The following is a 25,258-nucleotide window of genomic DNA, read 5'->3' on the forward strand; positions in this document are numbered from 1 at the left end:
CCTCTCCCCAACCCTCTCCCCCTGAGGGGAGAGGGAGTAAACACTGTCGTCAATTCAGATGGCTTTGGCGCAATAGCCAGGCCGCTGCAACATGCCCTCTGTCCTTCACCGCTGGCGTCCGGTCCTCTTGACGCTGCTGCTCGGCCTGGCCGCCGCGCTCGTTTGCACGCTGCTGCACACCCCGCTGCCATGGATGATCGGCCCGCTGCTGGCGGTCGCCATCGCGCGCATGCGCGGCGCCGACCTGCGCGCGCCCACGCAGGCGCGCAATGCCGGGCAGTGGGCCATTGGCACCTCGCTCGGCCTTTACTTCACGTCCGACGTGGTGGCGCGGCTGATCGAGTTCCTGCCGTATATCGTCGCAGGCTCGCTGTTTGCGCTGCTGCTCGGCTGCGGCGGCGCCTGGGTACTGCGCAAGACCACCGGCGTGGCGTTCAAGACAGCGTACTTCTCCACCGCCATCGGCGGCGCGTCGGAGATGGCCAACCTGGCCGAGCGCAACGGCGCGCGCATCGACCAGGTGGCGGCCGCGCATTCGCTGCGCGTGCTGATGGTGGTGGTGGCCGTGCCCGCGCTCCTCCAGTACGGCGGCATCCACGGCCTTGACCCGTACGTGCCCGGGCCACGCACGGTGGACTACCTGTGGCTGCCCGTGCTGATCGCGATCACGGTCAGCGTGGCGCTGGTGCTCAGGCACTTCAACCTGCCCAATCCCTTCGTGATCGGCACACTGCTGGCGGCCGCCGTGCTGACCGCCTCGGGCTTCGAGCTGTCCGCCATCCCCACGTGGATGAGCCGCGCCGGCCAGCTGATGATCGGCGTGTCGCTGGGCGCGCGTTTCTCGCGCGACTTCCTCCATACCGCGCCGCGCTTTCTCGGCGGCGTGGCGGTGTACACGCTGGCGGCGCTGGTGCTCTCCGCGCTGTTCGGCTGGGGCCTGTCGGCGTTGTCCGGCGTGCATCCCGCCACCGCCATCCTTGGCACCACGCCCGGCGGCATCGCTGAGATGTGCATCACGGCCAAGGTGCTGGAGCTTGGCGTGCCCCTGGTCACCGCCTTCCACGTGATCCGGATGGCCTTCGTGGTGCTGTGCACCGGCCCCCTGTATCATTGGCTCAAACATCGTGCCGCGCCGCAGGAGACGGAATAGCAACCCGGCCCGGCCTCATCCCAGACAAACGGGCGTGCCATGCCAGAGCCAACGCTAGAACCAACGCCGGAATCCGGCTTCACGCTTGCCGATATAGACCACACCCTGCAGCGGGTACTGGCACCATGGGTGCGCCAGCTCGGGTTGCGTGCCGAGCTCGTTGATGCACAGGGCGTAACGCTGCGCCTGCCTTTTGACGAATCATTTCGTCATGCGGGTGGCGTGGTGTGCGGCCAGGTGCTGATGTCCGCGGCCGATACCGCCATGATCGTGGCCGTCGCCAATGCACTTGGCGCCTTCAGGCCGATGACCACCGTCACGCTCACCACCAACTTCATGCGCCCGGTGATCGAGGGCGATGTGCTGGTGCGCGCCAAGGTGCTGCGCCTGGGCAGGACCGTGGTGTTCGGCGAGATCGAGCTGACCGGCACCGACGGCAAGCTGGCCGTGCAGGCCACCACCACTTACGCGCTGCTGTGAGCAGCGCATCACCCGATTGCACGCCAAATTGCACGCAATCTCCCAAGCTATCTCCATGCATGAGCCCCGCAGCCTGACGCCTGCCCCTATCCAGCCCGCCACCGCCTCGCCGTTCGACCAGGTGGTGTTTGCCGGCGGCGGCAACCGCTGCTGGTGGCAGGCGGGATGGTGGGATACGGTGGCGCCCGAGCTGGGGCTGCGCCCGCGCGTCATCGCGGGGATCTCGGCCGGGGCCGCCACGGCGTGCATGATTTATACGCACGACTCGCGCCAGGTGATGGCGTACTACGGCGAGGTGCTTGCCGGCAACCGGCGCAATGCGTACTGGGGCAACCTGCTGAGCAAGCAGCGCGTGTTTCCGCATTACGGCATCTACCGCACCGCGCTGCTGAACATCTTCGGCGAGGGCCGCCTGGCAAACCTGAAGACGGCGCCGGAGATCCGCATCGGCGTGGCCCACATCCCGCGCTGGAGCGGCCCGCGGCTGGCGGTGATGGCCGGGCTGGTCGCCTACAACATCGAGAAACACTGGCTCAAGACCTTGCACCCGCGCCTGGGCCGCAAGCTGGGGTTTCATCCCGAGTTCGTGCGCGCGCAGGACTGCGGCTCGCCCGAGCAGCTGGCGGACCTGCTGCTGCAATCGTCCTCGACCCCGCCCTTCACGCCGGTGCTGCGGCGCGACGGCCGGCCCGTGCTGGATGGCGGCATGGTCGACAATGTGCCGGTCGACGCGCTCGACGCAACGCCCGGCAATGTGCTGGTGCTGGTGACGCGGCTCTATCCGCGCCCGCGCCGCTTTGTCCTGCAACACGGCGCGCAGCGCCGGCTCTACCTGCAACCTTCGCAACGGGTTCCGATCTCGAGCTGGGACTACACCCAGCCCGGCGCGATGATCGGTGCCTACGAACTCGGCCGGCGCGACGGGGAAACCTTTTTACGCGACTGGCCGTCTGTCATGAAGACGGAGCTTGGCACCGCCGGCTAGCGCTCCCGCGCGCCGGCCGTGCTCGCGGCTCCGTCATCACGATGTGCAATGCGGCCTTCGCGCCGCCACAGGAGGCATTGATGACGAAACGCCAGGCAAGATCCACGACCGAGCGTCAGAGCGCCCGCAGGGCCAGCACCGAGCAGGCTGTCGAGCATGTTCCCCGCCGTGGCAGGCGCAAGCCCGGCGCGCAGCGCGAAGCGGATTTCGTGGTGATCGGCGCCGGCTCGGGCGGCGTGGCGGCTGCGCGGCGCGCGGCCACGCTGGGCGCGCGCGTGGTGCTGGTGGAGCGCGACGCGATCGGCGGCACCTGCATCAACCGGGGCTGCGTGCCCAAGAAAATGCTCTCGTATGGCGCCAGCCTCGCGGCCGTCCTGTCGGGCTGCCTTTCGCACACCGGTGGCAAGGAAGACTGGAGCGATGCCATTGTGCGCGTCAACGCCGAAATGGCGCGGCTGCACGTGGCCTACACGCACCGGCTGCAGCAAGCCGGCGTGGAGTTGCTGCGCGGCGACGCCACGGTAAGCGCCGCCGACCAGGTACAGGTGGGCGCCGAGACCATCCGCGCCAAACGCATCCTGATTGCCACCGGCGCACGGCCGCGTGCGTTGCCGGTGCCGGGTGGCGAGCTGGCCTGCACCTCGGACGACGTCTTCACCTGGCAAAGCCTGCCAGCCTCGCTGGTGGTGATCGGCAGCGGCTACGTGGCGGTGGAGCAAGCCTCGATCCTGTCACGCTATGGCGTCAAGGTGGAGATGCTGGTGCGCGAGGAACGCCTGCTGGCACGCTTTGACCACGAAGTGGCCGAGGCGCTGGCCGAGGCGCTCGCCGCCAAGGGCGTACGCCTGCATTTCAATGCCGAGGTGACGCTGCTGAACCAGGCCAACGGGGCCATCGACGTGTGCTACCGGCAGCATGGCAATGACCGCATCCAGACCGTGCGCGCGCAGGCAGCGCTGGCGGCGATCGGGCGCGACCCGCATTGGGATGGGCTCGGCCTGGAGGCGCTGGGCATCGCGAAAACGCAGAAGGGCGGCATCCAGGTGGACCGCTCGTTGCGCACCAAGGTGCGCTCGATCCATGCCATTGGCGATGTCATCGACGGCCTGCACCTCACGCCGGTGGCCGGCGCCCAGGGCCGCTGGCTGGCCGACCGGCTGTTCGGCCGCCGCGGCGACCGCGCGGATTTCGACCTGGTGCCAACGGCGGTATTCTGCGAGCCGGCCATCGGCAGCGTGGGACTGACCGAGCATGCGGCCATCGCGGCAGCTGGCAAGCCGGAGCGCATCCACACCGTGGTACGCCGCTTCGTCTCGCTGGAGAATCGCTTTGCCGGCAGCGAGCAGGCCTCGATGGTCAAGCTGGTGGTGAATGCGCGCAGCGGGCGCGTGCTGGGCGCGCACATGATGGACAACGCCGCCCCCGAGATCATGCAGGCGTTTGCCGTGGCGGTGCGGCTCGGGGTCAAGCTGTCGCACCTGCAGACCACGGTGCAGCTGCATCCCACCGTGGCAGAGGAGCTGTTCGGCTAGGCGCGCGGCCGGATTCAGGCCGGCTCGGCCATCGCCGCCGGCTTGGCGCCCTCGCACGGATCGGGCCGCTTGTGCACCGGCACCAGCACCACGCGGTCATAGGCACCGATCTCGTGGCCGCTGGCCTGCTCCAGGTAACCCACGCTGTAGATCGCGCCCGGCTCGGCGGCGAGCCAGCGCGGCGCGCCCACATCGCGCCGCACGTGGCCGTTGCCGGCAATCAGCACCGCGCCGCGGTCGGCGTACTCGCGCATGGCGGCCGCCATGACCGCATCGCGCGCGGCCTGCGCGTCCAGCATGCCGGGCAGCATGGCCTTGGGGAAATTGCCGCAGTGGCCACGGTCGAGCACCGCGGTCTGCTCGGTCACCACGTCCACGGGCAAGGGCGCGGCGAGGCCGAGGCGCTTGCGCTGCGTCGCATCGAACACGCCATCCAGCCCGCCGCGCACGATCTTGCCCGCATCCGCGCGCGACAGGTTGGCCGCCACCAGCGGCAGGTCGTAGCGCAAGGCCAGCGCCACCACCGGCGTGTAAAGCTCCCACTGCCAGCTCTTGCCACCCGCCTGCGCCACGACATACGCCGCATCGCCGGGCCGCTCGCGGCGGGCGCGATCGATATCGGCCTGGCGCTCGCGGTCGAACTGTTCCATCGCGATGGCCGGGCGCCAGCCGGCTGCCAGTGCGTCCGACAACGCCAGCAGGCGCCGCTTTTGCCCATCGGCGTTGTCGTGGACCTCGCCCAGCAGCACATAGGTCTTGCCGGTGAACTGATGCGCGACATCGCCAGCCACGGCGGCTGGCGGCGTGCCCGCGCAACCGGCGAGCGCAGCGAACATGGCGGCGGCGAGCGCCAGTCCGGCGGCGCGGGTAGGGACAAAGCTGGCTAGGCTGGCAACGCTGTGACGAATCTGCATGACTAAATATCCTGGTTGCGATGGCTCGCTCGTGCTCATTATTGCGCAGTTTTACCGCGTGGCCGCGGCTTCCGGCACATACACCATCGAGCCATCCTGCAACCGGTACGCCACGCCTGCCTTGGTGCCGTCGCCGCTGCCGACCTGGCCGCTGGCCTGGTAGCGCACGACCTTCTCGCCCTGCTTGGAGACGATCTCCATGTCGGGCTTGCCGGGATTGGTAATGATGGTGACGTCCGCGTGTGTAAACGGGTTCATCGGGTTCTGTGCGATGGCCACCAGCAACGCGGCGATCACCACCAGGAACACGTCGATCAGGTTGACCACCGACAGGATGGGATCATCGGCCTCGCTCTCCTCCAGGAACTTCATGCGTCCACCTCCCACTGCGGCTGATGCTTGCCCAGCCACACCAGTTCCTCGGCGAGCCAGCGGCGGCGCACGTTGACCACCCAGAAGGTGATGCTGGCAGCGATCAGCGCGAGAATCACCGCGGAAAACGCGATGGTGAGGTTCTCGCCCACGTTGGCGAGGTTGCCGCCGGACAGGCCCTTGAGCGCAGGCCCCATCGGGATCATGGTGGCCACCAGCCCTAGCATCGGCGCGACGCGCGTGGCAATGCGCGGCCACTCCAGCAGGCGGTGCGCGGTGACGTCAAGCGTGTCCGGGTCCTGGATGCGGTGGCGCAGGGCGAACGCCACCAGCACATAGCCGCGCCCTGTCTCGATGCCGTGACGGCGGCGTTGCCAGCCTTGCGTGGCGAACTCGCCGAGCGCCCAGAAGGCGTACAGGAACAGCAGCCCGATCAGAGCCAGCGTCGGAAACAGGAACAACTGGCCGACGTCGTACATCAGGGTTTCAAGCAGGGTAGGAGTCATGATGCCTCAGCGGGTTTCGGATTGTTTTTGGAAGACAAGCGCGGCGCCAGCGCGGCGGCGCGCGCTGAGGGCGCCGCCCAGCATGGCGCCGGCCAGTGCGATGCCGCCGGCAAGCCACGACAGCACGGGGACGAGAGCCGCCGCGGGAGGCCTTTTCTCGACCAGTTGCATGCCTTGCACCGGCACCGTTTGCGGCTGTGCCTTGGGCTCGGGTTGCGGCTTGGGTTGTGGCTTGGGTTGCGCCTGCGCTTGCTGCCGGGCAGGACGTGGCGCTGCCTGCGGGGCTGCTGCCTTCGGCGCGCCGGCGGGCGGTGCCGCGGGAGCCTGCATGCCGTAGCCCGCGGCGCCGGGCGCCGTGGCCCGCTGCTGCACGTAGCGATTGAAGCTGCGGTTGTCGCTGCGGATATCGTGGCGCCGCGACAGCGCCTGCCACCTGTCGGCCAGCGTCTTGAGCATCTCGGGATCGGCATTCCAGTAGCCCTTGCGCGCGGCTTCCAGCATGCGCTCGATTACCTGCGCCTGGGCCTGTGGCGCATTCTTCTCGAACCATGCGTCCAGGCCGAGCTTGTGCTTGTCCTTGACGTAGACCTCGGCGAACTCGGTCCACTGGTCGTCGCGCACAATCTCCGGCGCGACCGCGGTCCAGCCCCAGAAATTGTTCACGGTATCGAGCACGTTGAGCGCGCCGCCATAGCCTTCGGCCTTCATGCCTTCGATCCAGCCCGGATGGAAATAACGCGTGCGCAGTTCGGTGGCAAGGAAGGACGCCGCCGTTTCCGTGCGCGCACTGTTCGCATCGCGCAGGTTGGAGATCAGCAGCTCCGGCGCCTTGCCCGTCAGGTGGCGCACGGCCAGGCCGATGCCACCGAGATACTGGAAAGGATCGTCGGTAGTCAGCATGCCGTACAGGTTGGAGCTGCGCGCCAGCAGCGCGCCCTCCACGCCCTTGAGATTCTCCGCGTAGAGATTCAGTTGTGGCAGTTTCTCGCCCCACGTCTTCTCGTCGGGCCCATAGCCGTATTGCATGCGCGCGAGATAGAGCTTGGCCAGCTTGGCGTCCGCTTCCTTGCCGCTGCCGAAGCTGTCGCTGGCCAGCGTGGCGTCGTTCAGTCCCGTGCCATAGTTGCCGGTCTCGCTGGCGAAGATGCGCGTGAGCGCCAGCGACTCGATGCGCTCCGGGGTCATGTCCGCAGCCTTGAGTTGCGCCAGCCGCGCGCTGACCGCGCGCGTGCTGGCGGCAACGGCGTTGTCGGGCTCGGGCTGCGCGGCGGCGAGCTTGACCGCTTCGGCCAGCCACTTGATCAGGTTGGGGAAGTGATCGCGATAGAGGCCGGTCGCGGACAGCACCACGTCCACGCGCGGCCGCTTGAGCTCGGCGGCGGGAATCGCTTCCACGCCGACCACGCGGGCGCCGCCGTCCCACTTCGGGCGGATGCCCATGGCGGCCATCGCCTGCGCCTCCAGCATGCCCTGATGGCGCATGGTCTCCACGCTCCACAGCGAGAAGGCCAGCTTGGTGGGCCATTTGCCGTGGCGCTTGCGCCAGTCGGCAATCATGCTCTCGGCCGCGGCCTGGCCGGCCTGCCACGCTTCGCGGCTCGGTACCTTCGAGGGATCGAACCCATACAGGTTGCGCCCGGTCGGCAGTGCGTCGGGATTGCGCACCGGGTCGCCGCCGGTGCCCGCCAGCACGTAGCGACCCGCCAGCGCGGTGAGCATGGATTCGCTCTCCGGCGCGGCATCCAGGCTAGCGTACAGCGTGCGCGCACGCTGCATGTCTTCGCGCTGTCTGGCGTCGGCAAGGTTGGCCAGCGGCGCACCGTCGATCACGTACTTGCGCAGCATGGCGTACGGCGCCGATTGCGCGAGCTGTTTGTAGTCGAGCGCGAACAGTTCTTCCGGCTCGTCGGGAAACACGCGCTTGAGCCACGCTTGCCCGAGCATGGCCATCACCGTGTACAGCCGCAGCTCGGGATCCTGCGACTGGCCGAACGTATGCAGGCCGTAGGGCTGCAACGCACCGGCTAGCTCGTGCAGATGCGTGTGCAGCGCATCGAGGTATTCGGCAAACTGCGCGCTCGCACGGGCTTGCGGCCAGCCCATGTCGTCGAGCAGGTGCATGCGCGCGCTGCGCTTGAGGATGTCCTCGCGCAGCGTGTCCTTCACTGCGCCGTCGTCCTGTTGCAGGTAGTTGTGCAACTGGTCGTGCAGCGCCGACAGATCGGTGTGCAGGCCCGCCGGCTTGAACGGCGGCGTCTGGTGGCTGACGATGGTGGCGCGGCCGCGGCGCTTGGCCTGCAGCGCCTCGCCCACGTCATCGACGATGTAGGGATAGATCACCGGCACGCTGCCGAGCACCATGTAGGGCTGGTCGGTCACGGACAGGCCGCGCTCCTTGCCCGGCGTCCACTCCTGCGTGCCGTGGGTGCCGTAGTGCACCAGCGCCTCGCGCCCCTCGCGCGCCCACAGGTAGGCCGCCATGTAGAAATGGTTAAGCGGCGTCTTGGTGGCGTGATAGAGCGCTTTCTCGGCGGCTTCGTCGCGCTCGCCGCGTGGCGGGACCGGCATCAGCGTGACGTTGCCGAGCTGCAGGCGCGGGATGGCGAAGCCGGCCACCCCGTTGCGCCTGATCGCCATCGACGAGGCTTCGGGTTCGCCCCAGCGCGCGCTGACCTCGGCGCGAAACGCCGCAGGTTGCGCGTCGTACCAGCGGCGGTATTGCGCCATCGGCATCCACACCGCGCGATCCGCGTCGAGCAGCGCGGCGAGCTGTCCATCGCGATAGAAGGGGGCGAGCAATGCACCCAGATCGCGCTGCAGCGCGAGCGCATCGGCAGCGTCGGTACGGTAGCCGGCCGCATGCAATGCGGCCAGCGTGGACGACAGGCTGCGCGGCAGGTTGAGAAACGATGCCGACAGGTTCTTCTCGCCCGCCGGATAGTTGTAGAACAGGATCGCCACGCGCTTGTCGGCGTTCGGCGTGCGCTGCAGGCGCGTGAGCGCCAGCGCCTTGTCCGCCACGGCATCGAGCTGCGCCGGCAGGCTGACGATACTGCCGTCCTTGTGCGAGGTGGCGGCGGCCAGCATGGGATCGCTCACCCCGGCCAGCTCGGGCTGCACGAGGTAGAAGGGCGTGTCGGTAAGGCTGATGCCGTGCGGGTCGCGCTCCCAGTCCTGCGCGTCGCCCTTGCGATAGGGCATGACCTGCAGCACCGGGATGCCGAGCGTTTCGAACTCCGCCTTGCGGCCTGCCGCGTTGAGCATGATCTGGCCGTTGATGAGCACGTCGACGATGCGCTTGCCGCCGGGCGCGGCCATGCGCAGCACACCGTGCGCATCCATTACGCCGCTGTAGAACACCAGCGCGCGCGCGCCGTGCGCTTCGATGCGCGTGATCAGGTCGTCGATGAAGGCGCTGTCCAGCCCCGACACGTAGGCCTGGTGGATGGCGACGCCGATCACCGGCTCGCCCGCATGGCCGGACACCTTGAGCGCGTCGTCTGGCGATGCGGTGACCACGCTGGCGAGCCGCGGGTGGTAGTAGGCGGCCTTGGGGAAAACAACCGGCGCGGGAATGGCGTTGTCCGCATGCAGCTTGAACTGCTGCGCGGCCAGTGTGCGCATCATCGCGTCGAAGTTGGCGCGGCCGCCGTTGACGTAGTACGCCTGCAGCTTCGCGCCCAGCGCGCTATCCACGCCGTGTGCATCGAAGCGGTCAGTGGCAATCAGCAGGCGCGGCACGCGCGCGTTGGTCCACAGCGGCCCAAGCTTGGCCAGCATCTCGGTGACGATATGGTCGCGCGGCGCATCCAGGATCAGCAGGCCGGCGCCGTCAATAAACGGCGCGATATCCTGCGCGCTCATGCGCTCCAGGTAGCGCGCGTCCAGCGTCATGCCGTGCGCGCGCGCCATGGCCTGCAGCGGCTCGAACTTGCCGGCGGGCACCGGCGAGGTGGTCAGCACCGCGATGCGCGGCGCTGCCGACGCTGGCTGCATGCCGAGCACCAGCCAGGTTATCCACAGCAGGCACAGCGCACGGAGAATCCGCATCGTGGTTTTATCTTGTGGGGACATGTCGGTCGATTCGCCTCCGGTCAGAACGACAGCTTCACGCTGGCGGCAAAGGTACGTCCCGGCTGCGTATAGAAGTCCAGGCCCGGCTCGCTGGCGGCCACGCTGCCTTGGCGCACATCGCCCCACAGCCAGTACTTCTTGTCGAACACGTTGTTCACCGACAGCACCAGGCTGGCGTAGCGGTTAAAGCGCCACCAGCCCTGGATATCGGCCACGCCATAGCCGCCCGGCTTGAAGTAGGCGAAGGCGGTGTCGTCGGTGCGCGTCACGGCGCGCGCGCCGCGCCAGCGCAGGCTTGCGCCCTGGCCCTGGCTGCTGCTGCCGCGCTCCCACGTCAGCGCGGCGCTGGCGCGCAGCGGCGAGACGCTGTTGAGGGGCTGGCCGGTCTGCTCGTTGTTGCCGTGCGCGTAGGCCACGGCGCTGTCCACTCGCCATTGCGGCAGGAAGCGGTAGCTGCCGCGCCACTCGGCGCCGTAGATGCGCACGCTGCTCTGGTTGCGGTACTGGTACGTCGCGCGCAGGCCGGCAAGGCAAGCTGGGTCCGACGGGCAGCGCAGCGCGACTTGCTCGATGAAGTCCTTGTAGCGGTTGTCGAACACCGCGACGCTGGTCTGCACGCGCTCATCCGTATAGCGCGCGCCGATTTCGAACGAGCGGCTCTTCTCCGGGTTCAGGTCGCCATTGGGCGCGGCGCCGTAGCCCTGGATGGTGTTGCGGAAGCTGCCGTTGATCTCCTGGTAGTTGGGCGCGCGGTATCCGAATACGTACTGGGCCCACAGGTTGATGCGGTCGGTGGCTTGCCACAGCGCGGAGAGCTTGGGCGACAGCGCCGAATCGCTCTTGCTGGTGGCGGGCTTGGAAGCCACGCTGTTGTAGAGCTTGTCGTCGTCCGGGCCGAGCGAGTAGTGGTCAAAGCGCAGGCCCGGCGTGAGCGTGAAGCGGCCGCCGGCGAACTGCAGTTCGTCCTGCACGAAGATGCCGGTCTGGCGCGTTTCGCCCTTGGGAAAATCGTGGATCGGGAAGTTGTCGCCGGCCAGCGATTTGGACACCACGCCGGTGGTGCGGTTGTAGGTGGTGCCGTCGCGCATCTCGCTGGTCTGGGTACGCAGGAAGTCCACGCCGGTGATCAGGCGGTGGCCAACAACGCCGGTGTTGAACGACTTGTCGGCCTGCACGTTGAAGCCGGTCTGCTGCTGGCGAAAACCGAACAGCAGGTTGACGTCACACAGGCTGGTGCCCGCGGTGGAGCCCGAGCAACCCGAACTGGTGCGGCTGCGTACCTGGTTGGTCACGGTGTTGGACTCGCTCTCCTGGTAGAACACCGCCGCGCTCAGGCGATCGATGACGCGGCTGGCCGGCTTCCATTCGTAGTCCAGGCTGACGCGGTTGCGCGACAGGTCCTCGGTGCCGTTGGCGGAGGTCACGCGCGGCAGCGCGGTGGATAGCCGGCGGATATCGGTGAAGGTGTCGTTGTCGCGATGCTCGTAAGTCAGCTTGAAGCGATGGCCCGCGGCGGGGTCGAGCACGATCTTGCCGAGCCAGGCGTTGGTCTCGCTGTTCTGCGGATTGGCCTTGGTGCGGCCGGTCGACGTGGTGTCGTTGCCACCCATGCTCTGCACTTCGTGCCCCTTGCGGTGCGCGTACATGAACAAGCCCTTGATGGTCTCGTTGCCGCCGGCCACGCCCGCGGTCTGGCCGAAGCTGCGGTCGATGCCGTTCCACGACAGGCCGGCTTCGCCTCCCACCGCGCGCCCGCGCATGATGTCCTCGGGATTCTTGGTGACGTACGACACCACGCCGCCGATGGCGTCCGAGCCGTACAGGCTGGAAGCCGGCCCGCGCAGCACCTCGACCCGCTTGAGGAAAGAGAACTCGGGCGCGTCGCGCGTGGCGCTGGACAGGTTGGATGGGCCGCCGCCGTTGTAGTAGTCGGGCAGGCGCACGCCGTCGACCATCAGCAGCACACGGTTGTCTTCGATGCCGCGGATATTGATGCTGCCGGCGCCAAAGCGGCGGCGGTCACGGGGCACGTCGATATCGGGCTCATCGGCGAACAGGGCGGCCTCGTCAGCGGGCTGGGCGCGTTCGATCCGGCTGGCGTCGATGGCGGTGATGGTGGAGGCGACGGCGTCGGCGCGCTCCTCGGTGCGAGTGGCGGTGACCACCACCTCGCTTAAGTGGCGGGCCGGATCGGCGGCCGGCTCGGCAGCCAGGACGGGGCCGCCGAGGGCAGCGCAAACGGCGGCTATGGGCGTGGCCCGGATAGAGGCAGAGGCGCGCAAGCGCGCCAGACAGCGGCGTTTCATGGAATTTCCCCAAAGAAAGCGGAACGCTGGCTGGCTAGTGCGAAAACTGTGGCTCGCTCGCGTGGTCAGGCGTGACTCGGCGAACCCGGTCACGCATTATTGAGAATGCGAATTATTATCAATAAGTAACCATTTGTAAAGCATGGATCACCACAATCCATGCGCCTGCGTACAAAGCGCCGCGATTAGTGGCAATGCGGCAACGAAGCCGGAACGATGCCGAAACGATGCCGAAACAAAAAGGGCGGTGCCAACCGATCCGGCACCGCCCCCGAGGCGTCGCGATTGGCTACGGCAGCACGCTCAGTGCGCAGCCTCCCCGCCCACCAGGGCCGGCAGGCGATTGCCTTGCTCGTCGATCTGCAGCGGGCCGGTGCCCGAGAACCGATCGAGCGCCAGATAGATCACCGGCGTGATGAACAGCGTGATCACCTGCGAGAACAGCAGGCCGCCCACCACCGCCAGGCCCAGCGGCTGGCGCAGCTCGGCGCCCGCGCCCAGGCCGAGCGCCAGCGGCAACGCGCCCATCACGGCGGCGAAGGTCGTCATCATGATCGGGCGGAAGCGCAGCAGGCAGGCCTGCCGGATCGCGCGCGCCGGGGCCATGCCCTGCTCGCGCTGCGCCGCCAGCGCGAAGTCGATCATCATGATGGCGTTTTTCTTGACGATCCCGATCAGCATCAGCACGCCGATGGTGGCGATCAGCGACAGCTCCACGTCGAAGAGGAAGAGCGTCAGCAGCGCACCAACGGCTGCGGACGGCAGGCCGGCCAGGATGGTCAGCGGGTGGATGTAGCTCTCATACAGCACGCCCAGCAGCGTGTAGATCACCGCGAGCGCTGCCACCAGCAGCAGCACCTGCGTAGCCTGGGACGACTGGAACACCGCCGCATCGCCGCCCCAGCTCGTGAAGATCGAGCCAGGCATGGCGATCTCTTGCTTGTAGGCATCGATCTTGGCGGAGGCCGCGCCCAGCGCCGCACCCGGCGCGAGGTTGAACGACACCGTCACCGAGGGTAGCTGGCCCTGGTGGTTCACGGCAATCGGCCCGACCCGGCGCTCGGTAGTGGCGAAGGCTGAGATCGGCACCATCTGCCCGGTCTTGCTGCGCACGTAGATCTTGGAGAACGCGGTCTCGTCGGCACGGTCGATATCGGCCGCCTGCAGGATCACGTAGTAGTTGTCGATCGGCGTGTAGATGGTGGACACCTGGCGCTCACCAAAGGCGGAGTACAGCGCCTGGCGCACGTCCTGGATCTGCACGCCCAGCGCGTTGGCCTTGTCGCGGTCAATCGACAGCTGCGCTTCCAGGCCCGACTGCTGCGAATCGCTGGTGACATCGCGGAACAGCGTATCGGCGCGCATCTTGCCCATCAGCTTGTCGGAGTACTCCTGCAGCTGGCCGGCCTTCACGCTTTGCAGCGTGTACTGGTAGCGGCTCTTGCTCTGGCGCCCGCCCAGGCGCAGGTTCTGCACCGGCGAGAAGTAGACGGCCAGGCCGGCGATGCCCGAGACGTCCTTGCGCAAAGACTCCACCACCTTGGCCATCTTGGGGCGCTCGCCCAGCGGCTTGAGCTCGATGAACATGCGGCCCGTGTTGATGGCGGGGGAGGGCCCGCCACCAATCGAGATCACGATGCTGCGCACCGCTGGGTTCTTGCGCATGCGCTCTGCCGCATCGCGCAGGCGGTCGGCCATGGCGTCGAAGGAAATATCCTGCGGGCCTTCGGCATTGACCTGGATCTGCCCGATGTCTTCTTCCGGGAAGAAGCCCTTGGGGATCATCACGAACAGCACCGCGGTCAGCACGAAGGTCAGGCCGGCCACCGCCAGTACCGACTTGCGGTGCGCCAGGCACCAGTCAAGCCCGCGCGCATAGCGGTGGAGCGTGAATTCGAACAGGTTCTCGAACCACTGGGTGGAGCGCAGCCCGATGGTCTGCTTCTGTACGATGGCCGGCGCGTGGCCGGCATCCGCGTGGTCGCCATAGGCATGTTGCGACTCGTCGATCGGCACGTTCTCGGCCGACAGGAAGCGCGCGCACAGCATCGGGATCAGCGTGAGCGACACCAGCGCCGATACCAGAATGGCCAGCGAGACCACTGCTGCGAACTCGTGGAACAGCAAGCCGATCACGCCCGGCATGAAGAAGATGGGGATGAACACCGCCACCAGCGAGATCGAGATCGAGAGGATGGTGAAACCCATCTCGCGCGAGCCGACCAGCGCGGCCTTGAGCGGCGGCACGCCCTCCTCGATATGGCGCACGATGTTTTCCAGCATCACGATGGCGTCGTCCACCACCAAGCCCACGGCGAGCGTGATGGCCAGCAGCGAGACATTGTCCAGGCTGTAGCCGAAGGCCTTCATCAGCGCCACCGTGCCGATCAGCGAGATCGGCAGCGACAAGGTGGGAATCAGCGTGGCGGCGGCGCGGCGCAGGAACAGGAAAATCACCATCACCACCAGCCCGACGGTCAGCGCCAGCGTGAACTGCACGTCGTGGATGGATTCGCGGATCGACTGCGAGCGGTCGTTGACCACCGCCACGTTGACCGAATCCGGCATCTGCTGGATCAGGCGCGGCAGCGCGTTCTTGATGGCGTCCACCACCGCCACCGTATTGGCATCCGGCTGGCGCAGCACGGCCAGCACGATCGAGCGCTCGTTGTTGAGCCAGCTGCCGGTCTTGATGGTCTCGACGCTGTCTTCCACTTCGGCCACGTCAGACAGCCGCACCAGCGCGCCGCTGGGCTGGCTGGCCACGATGATGTTGCGAAACGCGTCGGCGCTGGCAAGCTGGCGGTTGGCCTGGATGGTGAGCGTCTGGCGCGCACCGTCCAGCGTGCCGACCGGTGTATTGGCGTTGGCACGGTTGAGCGCCGTGGCCAGCTCATCCAGCGTGAGGCCGCGCGCGGCAAGCGCGTCCGGGTGCGCGCGCACGCGCACGGCGAAACGCTTTTGCCCGAACACCTGCACCTGCGCCACGCCTGGCAAGGTGGCCAGGCTGGGCGAGATCAGGTTGTCGCCGAAGGCGTTGAGCTCGGCCAGGCTCATGGCCGGCGAGTTGATCGCCAGCAGCAGCACCGGCGCATCGGCCGGGTTGACCTTGCGGTACGACGGCGGCACCGTCATTTCGATCGGCAGCGCGCGCTGCGCGCGGAACAGGGCCGCTTGCACGTCCACGGCCGCGGCGTCGATGTCGCGGTCGTTGTTGAACTCGATGGTGATGCTGGAGTTGCCGAGCGTGTTCGACGAGCTGATCACCGACACGCCGGGAATGGTGGCGAACTGCTTTTCCAGCTGGGTCGCCACCGAGGCCGCCATGGTCTCGGGGCTGGCCCCGGGCAAGGTGGCCGTGACCTGGATCACCGGCGAGTTGAACGACGGCAACGCCGCGATCGGGATGGTGGGGTAGAGCGCGATGCCGGTGACGATCACTGCCAGGCATAGCAGGATCGTCATCACCGGGCGGCGGATACAAAGCTCGGACAGGGTCATGGTGTCAGTGCCCTGGGCTCAATGCCTGGCGTTGGCGTTGGTGTTGGCATCGGCGGCGGCGGCAGCGCTTGCCGCGCCGGCCTTGGCCGCGCGCGTCGCTTCCCGCACCATGCTGCCGGCGCGCAGGTTCTGCGCGCCTTCCACCACCACGCGTGTGCCGGGCGGCACGCCCTCGATCACGGCGGCGCTGGCGGTGGAGACCTGCACCTTCACCGGCATCGGCTTGACGCGGTTGTCCGCCTGCACGGCGTAGACAAAGCGGCCTTCCGGCCCCGTCACCACCGCCTGCGGCGGCACCGACAGCGCGTTCTTCAAGGTCTGCACCACGGCGTCCACGTTGGCATACGTCCCTGGCCACAGGCGCTGCTCGTCGTTGTCGAACTGCGCCTTGACGCGGATGCTGCCGTACTGCGGGTCCACCGTGTTATCCACAAAGCTGATCTTGCCGGTCACGGGGGTCTTGCTGCCGTCGTTGGGCAGCGCGGTCACGGCAACAGGGCCGGCGTGCAGGGCCTGGCGCAGCGCGGCGAGCTGGCGCTCGGGCAAGGTGAAGGTAACGGCAATCGGCTGCACCTGGGCGATGGTGACCATCGGCAGCGCGCTGTTGGGCAGCACCAGCGAGCCGGGGAACATGTTGATCACGCCGGTGCGCCCGCCGATGGTCGCGCGGATGGCGCCATAGCTGACCGCCACGCGGCTGGCCTCGATGGCGGCCTGGTCGGCGCGGATGGTCGCCTCGAAGCCATCGACCTTGGCCTGGGCCGTATCCACCGCGCTCCTGGAGATGAAATTGCGCTGCAGCAATTCATTGCTGCGCACCAGCGTGCGGCGGGCATCGGAGAGGTCGGCCTGGTCGCGCATCAACTGGGCTTGCGCCTTGGCGAGGTTGGCCTCGTCCATGCGGGTGTCCAGCGTGAAGAGCAGGTCGCCCGGCTTGACCGTCTGGCCTTCCTTGATATGCACTGTGCGCACGGTGCTGGACACTTGCGGGCGGATCTCGACCGTGGCGAGCGCGCTCACCGTGCCGTTGGCCGTCACCCGCAGCGGCACGTCGCCCTGCTGCACCGTGGCGGTGGCCACCACCACAACGGGCGGCGCCTTGGCCGCCGGCTTGGGCGCCGTCCAGGCACGCCAGCCGAACCATCCGCCAGCAGCCAGCGCGATCAAGACCGCGCCGAGCAACCAGGGCGAAACACCCTTGCCGGTACCCGTGGAAAAACTCCACTTAGCGTCGACGAAGCCCTTGGCCTGGTCGATCCCGTTCGTTTTCATGTGAGGACTCTCTTACAGTGCGCGCAAAATGCGCCCGCTCCCCGGTGGCCCGGCCTTCTGGGAAACCGGTGCCGCGCTGCGGAAAACCGCTAGTAGTACAGGATCAGGGGCGTTGAAGGCCAGTGCCCGCGCAATCCACGCCATTACAAACTATTACAGCGCGGAAGGAGCCTGCTTGTATCGAGAGCCAAACATTATCAGAAAAGCGGGGTCTGGCGGCCATTGCGTTGCCGGGTGTTGATGCTTTCTATCGACACATCGCGCGGTCCCGGCTCGATGACCACCGCGGCGCCGGCCTGGAGATCGCCGGGGGTGACCACGCTCAGGTAAATGCCGGAATAGCCGCTTTGCACCATATGCTTGATGGCATGGCGGTAGCCCATCACGGCGTTGAACTTGTAGCAGGGCTGGCGTGGCGACTCCACCCGGAGCACGACGTCGCCAATGCGCAGCAGGTCCCCCACCCACAGATCGGTCTCGAGCACGCCCTCCAGGGTCAGGTTTTCGCCCATGGCGCCGGGCACGAGCGGCTTCTCGGCCTCGGGCAGCCGCGCTTCCCGGCGGCGCGCGTTCCACCAGGCGTAGTGTTCGGCCGGGTAGGCGTAGAGCGCCTTGTCCAGGCCGCCGTGCACGCTCAGGTCAGCCTGTTCGTCGCCCGCCAGCCCCAGCGGGCGCACCGCCACCGACAGTGGGTGCAGCAAGGTGCTGAGCGGATGCTTGCGGATCCCGGACATCACCACCGCCTCGGTGCCCACCGCCGCTACGAATAGCGGGACCGCCTTGCCAACGCCGATGGCGATGAGGCGCATGCCGTTGGATATGCTCATGCCGTCTCCTTGATCCTGTGTCCCTCATCTTAGCGCCGGGGTTTTCCAAACAGAGGTATCAAGCGGCTGCAGCGTGTGCGGCGCCGCACGGCTGGCGGCTCTGTCCAGCGGGTTGGTGAGCCGGCTGGCTCAGGCCTGCTGCCGCGCCGTCTCGCGCAGGCACCAGCGCTGCCCCAGCACCCGAGCACGCTGCGACACCACCAGCGCCAGCAGCATCAGCGCTGCCGCCCCCCAGTGCAGGGAGTCGGCGCCAGCGGTCGCGTAGATCGCCGCACCGCCCATCGCGCCCAGGGCCTGGCCGAGGTAGATGGAAGACGAGTTCAGCGAAATCGATACCGCCGCGCGCTCCGGCGCCAGCGCTACCAGCCGCGCCTGCTGCGCGCTGTTGGTGGCAAAGCCGCCAACACCCCACAGCATGAAGATCAGCACCAGCGCCACCGGCCCCAGTGTCGCCAGCGGCCACAGCAGCATGGCCGCCAGCGAGGTCAGCATGGCGGCCTGAACGATGCGCGCGGGCGTGGCCCGGTCCATGCGCGACGCCGCCAGCACATTGCCGCTAACGCCGCAGGCGCCGTAAGCCAGGAACATCAGGCTGAGCGCGCCGCCGCTGATGCCATGCACGTCGCGCAGCAGCGGGGCAATATAAGTAAACAGCGTGAACATCCCGGCCGACTGGATCATGGTGGTGGCCACCACCAGCACCATCGGCGTGTGCCGCAGCACCGCGCCCCAGGCTGCCCGGCCCGCCGGTTCCACATACAGCCGCGGCGGCAAGGCCCGCCACACACCCACCGACGCGCCCAGCGCCAGCAAACCCACCAACCCCATGCTGAAGCGCCAGCCCAGCGTGCTGGCGATCCACGTCCCCATTGGCACGCCCACCACGCTGGCCACGCTCCAGCCCAGGAAGACAAAGCTGATGGCGCGCCCGCGCGTCTGCGCGTTGACCAGCAACGGCAGGGTGGCGGCGGCTTGCGGGGTGAAGATGGCCGCGCCGATCGCGCTCAGCAAGCGGATCGCCATCAGGCTGGCAAAGCTCGGCGCGAAGGCCGCGGCCAGGTGCATCGCGGCATAGACCAGCAATGAGCCCGCCAGCAGCTGCCGGCGGTCGATGCGCGAGCCTAGCGTGGCGAACAAGGGCGCGCCGACGCAGGTCGCCAGCGCGAACACGGAGATCAACTGGCCTGCGGTGCCGGCGCCAAGCTGGAAATCCCCGGCAATGTCATTGAGCATGCCGGTGACGATCATCGCGCCGGTACCGATGACAAAATTGCCAAGGCACAGCATCATGAGCCTGGGATCCATGGCGACGGGGGCGGAGAAGGCGGTGGGTAGGACGAGAAACGCGGCCAGAGGCCGCGCGGGAAGTCCGAGTGTAGCGGTTTTGCCCGGTTCGCGTTGAGCGTAGCGCACTCGCCTGCGGGGCGGGCGCCTGCGGGCTAGCGCTTAGCGCGACAGCGCCGGGGTCAGCGCCTTGGGATTGGCGATGCTGTCATGCTTGCCGCTCAGCACATCGAGGATGTTCTGGAAAGCGATGCGGAAGTACAGCTCATAGCTTTCGCGTTCGACATAGCCCAGGTGCGGCGTGCAGATACAGTTTTCCATGCGCAGCAGGGCATGGCCCTGCAGGATGGGCTCGGACTCGAACACATCGACCGCCGCCATGCCGGGGCGGCCGCGGTTGAGCGCGGCCAGCAGGGCGTTTTCCTCGACCAGCTCGGCGCGGCTGGTGTTGACGAACAGCGCGGTGGGCTTCATGCGGGAGAAGTCGGCCAGCTTGACCAGCCCGCGGGTCTCGTCACTCAGGCGCAGGTGCAGCGACAACACGTCGCTGTCGGTAAACAATTGCTCCTGCGACTCGGCCACGGCCAGGCCGTCCTCGCGCGCGGCTTTCTGCGAGTTCTCGCGTCCCCATACCAGCACATTCATGCCGAAGGCGCGGCCGTAGCCCGCCAGCAGCTTGCCGATCTTGCCGTAGCCCCAGATCCCGAGCGTCTGCCCGCGCAGCACCTGGCCCAGGCCGAAGTTGGGCGGCATGGTGGTGGACTTGAGCCCGGACTGCTGCCAGGCGCCATGCTTGAGGCTGGCCACGTACTGGGGAATGCGGCGCTGGGCCGCCATGATCAGGGCCCAGGTGAGTTCGGCCGGGGCCACGGGCGAGCCCGCGCCTTCAAGCACCGCCACGCCGCGCTCCGTACAAGCCTCGACATCCACATGGCCGCCAACGCGCCCGGTCTGGCTGATGATCTTGAGTTTGGGGAGTTTTTCCAGCAGTTGCCGGTTGATGCGCGACCGTTCGCGGATAAGCACCACGGCTTCCACGTCGGACAGGCGTGCCGCCAGCTGGCCAACGCCCTTGACGGTGTTGTTGAACACCTTGACGTCATGGCCATCGAGCAGGCTGAAGCACGACAGCTTGCGAACGGCATCCTGATAATCGTCGAGTACGGCAATCTTCATCGGAAACTCTATTTTGGCTATCGCAAGGTGCGCACACCCACATTGCCGCGCACCCATCAACGTTATAGTTTTAGCATCTGCCGCCCGACACCGCACCGAGTGCCGCACGCAGCGGGAACAATCCCGCGCGACGCGAAAGTGAGCCGGCGGACAGACAAACGAGACAATACGGCATGGCCCGGAATCGCGCACAAACATTGCTGCGGAGCAAAAAACAGCGGCGAGCGGCGGTGGTATCCTTGCCGGTTCCGGTGCCGCCCCAGATTGTCGGTCGAGCCTTGCTCCCGTCACCCGGGCCACGCCGGACAAAGCCTGCCCGGCCCTGCCACAGGCGAAGCGCCACTGTAGCGCAGCAGCGGGGCTTGTCGCGACCTTTTGCGCAGTTCCGGTCGCTGCGCAGTTGTAACGGGATGTGACGATCCTGGCCTGAGCCGCCCTACCCGGCCCGGTGCGGAACCAGCGGCGAATTGCCGCGGTCTGCCCAGGTCATGGGGCGCTGCCAGCCGTCTTCCGACCGCGGCAACCGGCCTGGCTTTGCAAGATTTCCTTTACGCTTTGGAGTAGCAGTATGAACCACCCCGCCATGCAGGGCACGCCCGCACTCAACGTACCGGCCTGGGTCAAGCACCAGAAGCTGGTCGCCTGGGTGGCCGAGTTCGCGGCCCTCGCCAAACCCGACAATATCTACTGGTGCGACGGCTCGCAGGAAGAGTACGACCGCCTGTGCGAGCAGATGGTCGCCGCCGGCACCATGAAGCGCCTGAACCCGGCCAAGCGCAAGAACTCGTTCCTGGCGCTGTCCGACCCGTCCGACGTGGCGCGTGTGGAAGACCGCACCTTCATCTGCTCGCAGAAGAAGGAAGACGCCGGCGCCACCAACAACTGGACCGCACCGGCTGAAATGCGCCAGACGCTGTCCGGCCTGTTCGATGGCTGCATGCGCGGGCGCACGCTGTACGTGGTGCCGTTCTCGATGGGCCCGCTGGGCTCGCCGATCGCCCACATCGGCGTGGAACTGTCGGATTCGCCGTACGTTGCCGTCAATATGCGCATCATGACCCGCATGGGCCGCGCCGTGTTCGACGTGCTGGGCACCGATGGCGAGTTCGTGCCGTGCGTGCACACCGTGGGCAAGCCGCTGGCTGCCGGCGAGAAAGACGTGGCCTGGCCGTGCAACCCGACCAAGTACATCGTCCATTTCCCGGAAACGCGCGAAATCTGGTCGTATGGCTCGGGCTACGGCGGCAACGCCCTGCTGGGCAAGAAGTGCTTCGCGCTGCGCATTGCTTCCACCATGGGCCGCGACGAGGGCTGGCTGGCCGAGCACATGCTGATCCTGGGCGTGACCTCGCCGGAAGGCAAGAAGTACCACGTGGCCGCCGCGTTCCCGTCGGCCTGCGGCAAGACCAACTTCGCCATGCTGATCCCGCCCAAGGGCTTCGAAGGCTGGAAGGTCACCACCATCGGCGACGACATCGCCTGGATCAAGCCGGGCCAGGACGGCCGCCTGTACGCCATCAACCCGGAAGCCGGCTACTTCGGCGTGGCCCCGGGCACCAGCGAGAAGACCAACTTCAACGCGATGGCTACGCTGAAGGAAAACGTCATCTTCACCAACGTGGCGCTGACCGATGACGGCGACGTGTGGTGGGAAGGCATGAGCAAGGAAGCCCCGGCGCGCCTGATCGACTGGCAGGGCAAGGACTGGACCCCGGCCATCGCCAAGGAAACCGGCGCCAAGGCTGCCCACCCGAACGCCCGCTTCACCGCCCCCGCAGTGCAGTGCCCGTCGATCGACGATAACTGGGACAACCCGGCTGGCGTCGCCATCGATGCGTTCATCTTCGGCGGCCGCCGCTCCACCACCGTGCCGCTGGTGACCGAGGCTCGCAACTGGACCGAAGGCGTCTACATGGCCGCCACCATGGGCTCGGAAACCACCGCCGCCGCCGCTGGCCAGCAAGGCGTGGTGCGCCGCGACCCGTTCGCCATGCTGCCGTTCTGCGGCTACAACATGAGCGACTACTTTGGCCACTGGCTGACGCTGGGCAAGAAGCTGGAAGCGTCAGGCGCCAAGCTGCCGGGCATCTACTGCGTCAACTGGTTCCGCAAGGATGAGGCCGGCAACTTCGTGTGGCCGGGCTTTGGCGAGAACATGCGCGTGCTGTCGTGGATGATCGACCGCGTCGAAGGCCGTGGCAAGGGCACCGACCACGTGTTCGGCACCTCGCCCGGCTTCGAGGACCTGAACTGGGAAGGCCTGGATTTCACCAAGCAGCAGTTCGAGCAGGTCACCTCGATCGATCGCGCCGCCTGGCAACAGGAGCTGGCGCTGCATGACGAGCTGTTCACGCAGCTCAAGCACAACCTGCCGCAAGCCCTGGTGGATGCCAAGTCCGCGCTGGCCAAGCGCCTGGCTGCCTAAATAACAGGCACATCCGCCGAAGCCGTCGAACAGGCCAAAGCCCACTCCATCAAACGGGGGTGGGCTTTTTTCATTGGGACCCGGCCGGTCCGCCCTCCGTGCTCCCTTGCTCCACGGCGAACTTCACCAGCTCCGCGCGGCCTTCGATGCCCAGCTTGCGCCGCAGGTTGAGCCGGTGGGTCTCGATGGTGCGCACCGACACGCCCAGCGCGGCGGCAATGTCCTTGTTGGCCTGGCCGCGGCCGATGCAGTTGAAGATGTCGCGCTCGCGCGGGGTGAGCGCATCGAGCGGCCCGGCGGCCGGGCTTTGCTCGGCCATGCTGCGGGCAATGCGGGCGCTGTAGAAGACGCGGCCTGCCAGCACCGCGGCAATGGCGGCCATCAGCTCGTCGGCGGGCGCATCCTTGAGCACATAGCCGCGCGCGCCGGCGCGAATCGCCTGGCGCACGTATTCGAGGTTATCGTGCATCGACACGATCAGCACGGCCAGCTCCGGATAGTCCTCATGCAGCGCGGCGGCCAGCGCGATGCCGCCCATGCCGCGCATGCCGATATCGGTGATGACCAGTTCAGGCATCTGCTCGGCGCTGGCCCGCGCCAGCCAGGCCAGCGCGGCCTCGCCGTCGTCGGCTTCGCCCACCACCGCAAGCTCGGGCTGCAGGGCAAGGCGCATGCGCATGCCGTCGCGCACCAGCGCATGGTCGTCGATCAGCAGGACGCGGGCGGGGGCGGAGGTCATGAGTGGGGGGTTTCCTTGTCAATCTGGCGAATCCGGCGAATCCGGGTTGTGGCGTGTGGCCGACTGCGCCGGCACCACCGGCACCACCGCGCTCAACCGGGTCGAGCCCGGCCCGGAGACGATATCAAACTCGCCGCCCAGCGCGGCGATGCGCTCGCGCAGGTTGCGCAGGCCGATGCCGCGCTTCGGATCGAGCTGCATGCGCGCCACGTCAAAGCCGGCGCCGTCATCCTGCACGGTCAGCCGGGTAGCGCTGGCATCGAACGCCAGCACCAGCGTGACATGGCGCGCATGCGCATGCCGCTCCACATTGGTCAGTGCTTCCTGGGCGATGCGATAGAGGGCCGTGGCCTGCTCGTCGGCGAGTTCGCGCGGCTTGCCCGTGTGCGACACGGAAATCCGCAGCCCGCTGCCTTCCTGCATCTCGCGTGCCAGGTGCTCCAGCGCGGCGAGCAGGCCAAGGTCATCAAGCAGGGCAGGGCGCAGGTTGCGCGCCACCCGGCGCACCTCGTTGAAGACCGTATCCAGGCGGACCAGCGCCGTGCCGAGCACGGGCGCCACCGACTGGCCTTGATCCGGGGCCATGCGCAGGCGGTTGGCGGCTGTCTCCAGCAGCAGCTTGACCGACACCAGCAACTGGCTGATGCCGTCGTGCAGCTCGCGCGACAGCCGCGCGCGCTCCTCTTCCTGCGACTGCACCACACGCTGCGCCAGCTGCCGCAGCTTGGCGTCGGCCTCGCGGTGCTCGCTCACATTGAGCGCCAGGCCGCTGGCGGCCACCAGCAGGATGCTGATCGCGGCAATCACCCCGATCCACGCCATGGTTTCGCGGATATCGGTCTCCGCCCGCGCATCGAGCTGGCGCAGGGTGCGCTCCACGTCGTCGAGATAGATGCCGGTGCCCAGCATCCAGTTCCACTCCGGCACGGCGACCACGTAGCCCAGCTTGGGGGCCAGTTGCTGCGAGGACGGCTTTCTCCACATATAGCGCACCGACCCACCGCCGGAGCGGGCTGCGGCGATCAGCTTCTGGATGGTGAGCGCGCCCTGCGGGTCTCGCAGGCTCCATAGATCCTGTCCGACCAGCTCAGGCTGGCGCGGGTGCATCAGGTTGCGGCCTTGCAGGTCATAGAGAAAGAAGTAGCCGTCGGGGCCGTAGTCCAGGCGCGCCAGGGCCTGCATGGCGGCATCACGGGTGGCCGCATCGTTGTGGCCCGAGCGCACCATCGGCGCGATCGCGCTTTGCGCCAGTTCTACGTAGTGGCGCAGCTCGACCTCCTTGCTCTGCAGGTAGGCCGCCTCGACCAGGGCGCGCTCGTGACTTGCCAGCTGGGTGGCTTGGTAGCGCACGGCCAGCGCGATGCCGAACATGGCCACAGCGAGCGGCGCGACGGCCAACAACAGGATTTTCTGACGGAGTTTCATCGGGACCGGGTAAACACGGATGACGCGCAAGCGGCATGCGAGCGTCGATCTGCGTAGTAATACGCAGCATCGCTGCGTAGTTCCGCGCTTGTGCCGCCAGGGACGGGTGTCAATACTACACGCCGGACGCGCGCGCGCCGTGCAAGCGGCGTAATGCATGTGTCCTGCGCAGTGGGTGCGGCTAGCGTCATGCTGTTTGCATCGCCCGCCTGCGACGACCAGATCCGGATCTTGCGAGACTTACCGGGCGTCGACGGAGACATGGCAGGGACCATCCCGCCACCCACCCC

General features: G+C 67.5%; 17 protein-coding genes. 5 read left to right on the plus strand and 12 right to left on the minus strand.

Annotation, left to right across the window (positions count from 1 at the left end; all coding sequences use genetic code 11):
* The first annotated feature begins 91 nt into the window (after positions 1 to 91).
* From AC1RWI_RS32610 to AC1RWI_RS32625, 4 genes are all read left to right on the plus strand, one after another.
* Complete coding sequence (locus tag AC1RWI_RS32610) at positions 92 to 1,150, plus strand: AbrB family transcriptional regulator (protein ID WP_043350987.1); 1,059 nt, start codon at positions 92 to 94, stop codon at positions 1,148 to 1,150.
* 39 nt (positions 1,151 to 1,189) lie between these two features.
* Positions 1,190 to 1,630: a PaaI family thioesterase gene (locus AC1RWI_RS32615; RefSeq protein ID WP_082054953.1), complete on the plus strand. Its 441-nt coding sequence runs from the start codon at positions 1,190 to 1,192 to the stop codon at positions 1,628 to 1,630.
* Between the two features lie 55 nt (positions 1,631 to 1,685).
* On the plus strand, positions 1,686 to 2,615 hold the full coding sequence (locus AC1RWI_RS32620; RefSeq protein WP_052494721.1) for a patatin-like phospholipase family protein: 930 nt from the start codon (positions 1,686 to 1,688) through the stop codon (positions 2,613 to 2,615).
* 80 nt (positions 2,616 to 2,695) lie between these two features.
* Positions 2,696 to 4,147 (plus strand): dihydrolipoyl dehydrogenase family protein, encoded by a 1,452-nt coding sequence (locus AC1RWI_RS32625; RefSeq protein ID WP_043350980.1) that lies wholly within the window; start codon positions 2,696 to 2,698, stop codon positions 4,145 to 4,147.
* A 14-nt stretch (positions 4,148 to 4,161) separates the two neighbouring features.
* On the opposite strand, the gene AC1RWI_RS32630 is transcribed toward AC1RWI_RS32625, so the two are convergent.
* The 10 genes from AC1RWI_RS32630 to AC1RWI_RS32675 all read right to left on the minus strand — a co-directional run bounded on the left by AC1RWI_RS32630 (position 4,162) and on the right by AC1RWI_RS32675 (position 20,379).
* Positions 4,162 to 5,061, minus strand: a complete 900-nt coding sequence (locus tag AC1RWI_RS32630) for a ChaN family lipoprotein (protein ID WP_492870403.1) — start codon at positions 5,059 to 5,061, stop codon at positions 4,162 to 4,164.
* 51 nt (positions 5,062 to 5,112) lie between these two features.
* Complete coding sequence (locus tag AC1RWI_RS32635) at positions 5,113 to 5,433, minus strand: DUF2149 domain-containing protein (RefSeq protein ID WP_492870404.1); 321 nt, start codon at positions 5,431 to 5,433, stop codon at positions 5,113 to 5,115.
* The gene (locus AC1RWI_RS32640) at positions 5,430 to 5,939 is read right to left on the minus strand and encodes a MotA/TolQ/ExbB proton channel family protein (RefSeq protein ID WP_043350974.1); all 510 of its coding nucleotides are present in this window, start codon (positions 5,937 to 5,939) and stop codon (positions 5,430 to 5,432) included. The genes AC1RWI_RS32635 and AC1RWI_RS32640 overlap by 4 nt, the downstream gene beginning before the upstream one ends.
* Positions 5,940 to 5,945: 6 nt before the next feature.
* Positions 5,946 to 9,989 (minus strand): cobaltochelatase subunit CobN, encoded by a 4,044-nt coding sequence (cobN, locus tag AC1RWI_RS32645; RefSeq protein ID WP_492870405.1) that lies wholly within the window; start codon positions 9,987 to 9,989, stop codon positions 5,946 to 5,948.
* Between the two features lie 44 nt (positions 9,990 to 10,033).
* Positions 10,034 to 12,319, minus strand: coding sequence for a TonB-dependent hemoglobin/transferrin/lactoferrin family receptor (locus AC1RWI_RS32650; protein WP_492870406.1), 2,286 nt, complete (start codon positions 12,317 to 12,319; stop codon positions 10,034 to 10,036).
* A 303-nt stretch (positions 12,320 to 12,622) separates the two neighbouring features.
* Entirely contained in the window at positions 12,623 to 15,820 is a 3,198-nt protein-coding gene (locus AC1RWI_RS32655; RefSeq protein WP_043350966.1) for an efflux RND transporter permease subunit, read from the minus strand.
* Between the two features lie 18 nt (positions 15,821 to 15,838).
* Positions 15,839 to 17,092: an efflux RND transporter periplasmic adaptor subunit gene (locus AC1RWI_RS32660; protein WP_492870407.1), complete on the minus strand. Its 1,254-nt coding sequence runs from the start codon at positions 17,090 to 17,092 to the stop codon at positions 15,839 to 15,841.
* A 197-nt stretch (positions 17,093 to 17,289) separates the two neighbouring features.
* Complete coding sequence (locus AC1RWI_RS32665; RefSeq protein WP_492870408.1) at positions 17,290 to 17,919, minus strand: MOSC domain-containing protein; 630 nt, start codon at positions 17,917 to 17,919, stop codon at positions 17,290 to 17,292.
* Positions 17,920 to 18,048: 129 nt separating this feature from the next.
* The gene (locus AC1RWI_RS32670; protein WP_043350957.1) at positions 18,049 to 19,224 is read right to left on the minus strand and encodes an MFS transporter; all 1,176 of its coding nucleotides are present in this window, start codon (positions 19,222 to 19,224) and stop codon (positions 18,049 to 18,051) included.
* 141 nt (positions 19,225 to 19,365) lie between these two features.
* Positions 19,366 to 20,379 carry a D-2-hydroxyacid dehydrogenase family protein gene (locus AC1RWI_RS32675; RefSeq protein WP_043350953.1) on the minus strand — a complete coding sequence of 338 codons (1,014 nt, stop codon included), beginning with the start codon at positions 20,377 to 20,379 and terminating at the stop codon, positions 19,366 to 19,368.
* A 568-nt stretch (positions 20,380 to 20,947) separates the two neighbouring features.
* On the opposite strand from AC1RWI_RS32675, the gene AC1RWI_RS32680 reads away from it, so the two are divergent.
* A complete protein-coding gene (locus AC1RWI_RS32680) occupies positions 20,948 to 22,804 on the plus strand; it encodes a phosphoenolpyruvate carboxykinase (GTP) (RefSeq protein WP_043350949.1) in 1,857 nt (618 codons plus the stop codon).
* A gap of 70 nt (positions 22,805 to 22,874) precedes the next feature.
* Here AC1RWI_RS32680 and AC1RWI_RS32685 read toward each other — a convergent pair whose 3' ends face one another.
* Both AC1RWI_RS32685 and AC1RWI_RS32690 read right to left on the minus strand, forming a co-directional pair.
* Positions 22,875 to 23,543, minus strand: a complete 669-nt coding sequence (locus AC1RWI_RS32685) for a response regulator (protein WP_043350946.1) — start codon at positions 23,541 to 23,543, stop codon at positions 22,875 to 22,877.
* An 18-nt stretch (positions 23,544 to 23,561) separates the two neighbouring features.
* The gene (locus tag AC1RWI_RS32690) at positions 23,562 to 24,968 is read right to left on the minus strand and encodes a cache domain-containing protein (protein WP_043350944.1); all 1,407 of its coding nucleotides are present in this window, start codon (positions 24,966 to 24,968) and stop codon (positions 23,562 to 23,564) included.
* Positions 24,969 to 25,258: the final 290 nt, after the last annotated feature.

The organism is Cupriavidus sp. MPR-AND1C (assembly GCF_058809705.1).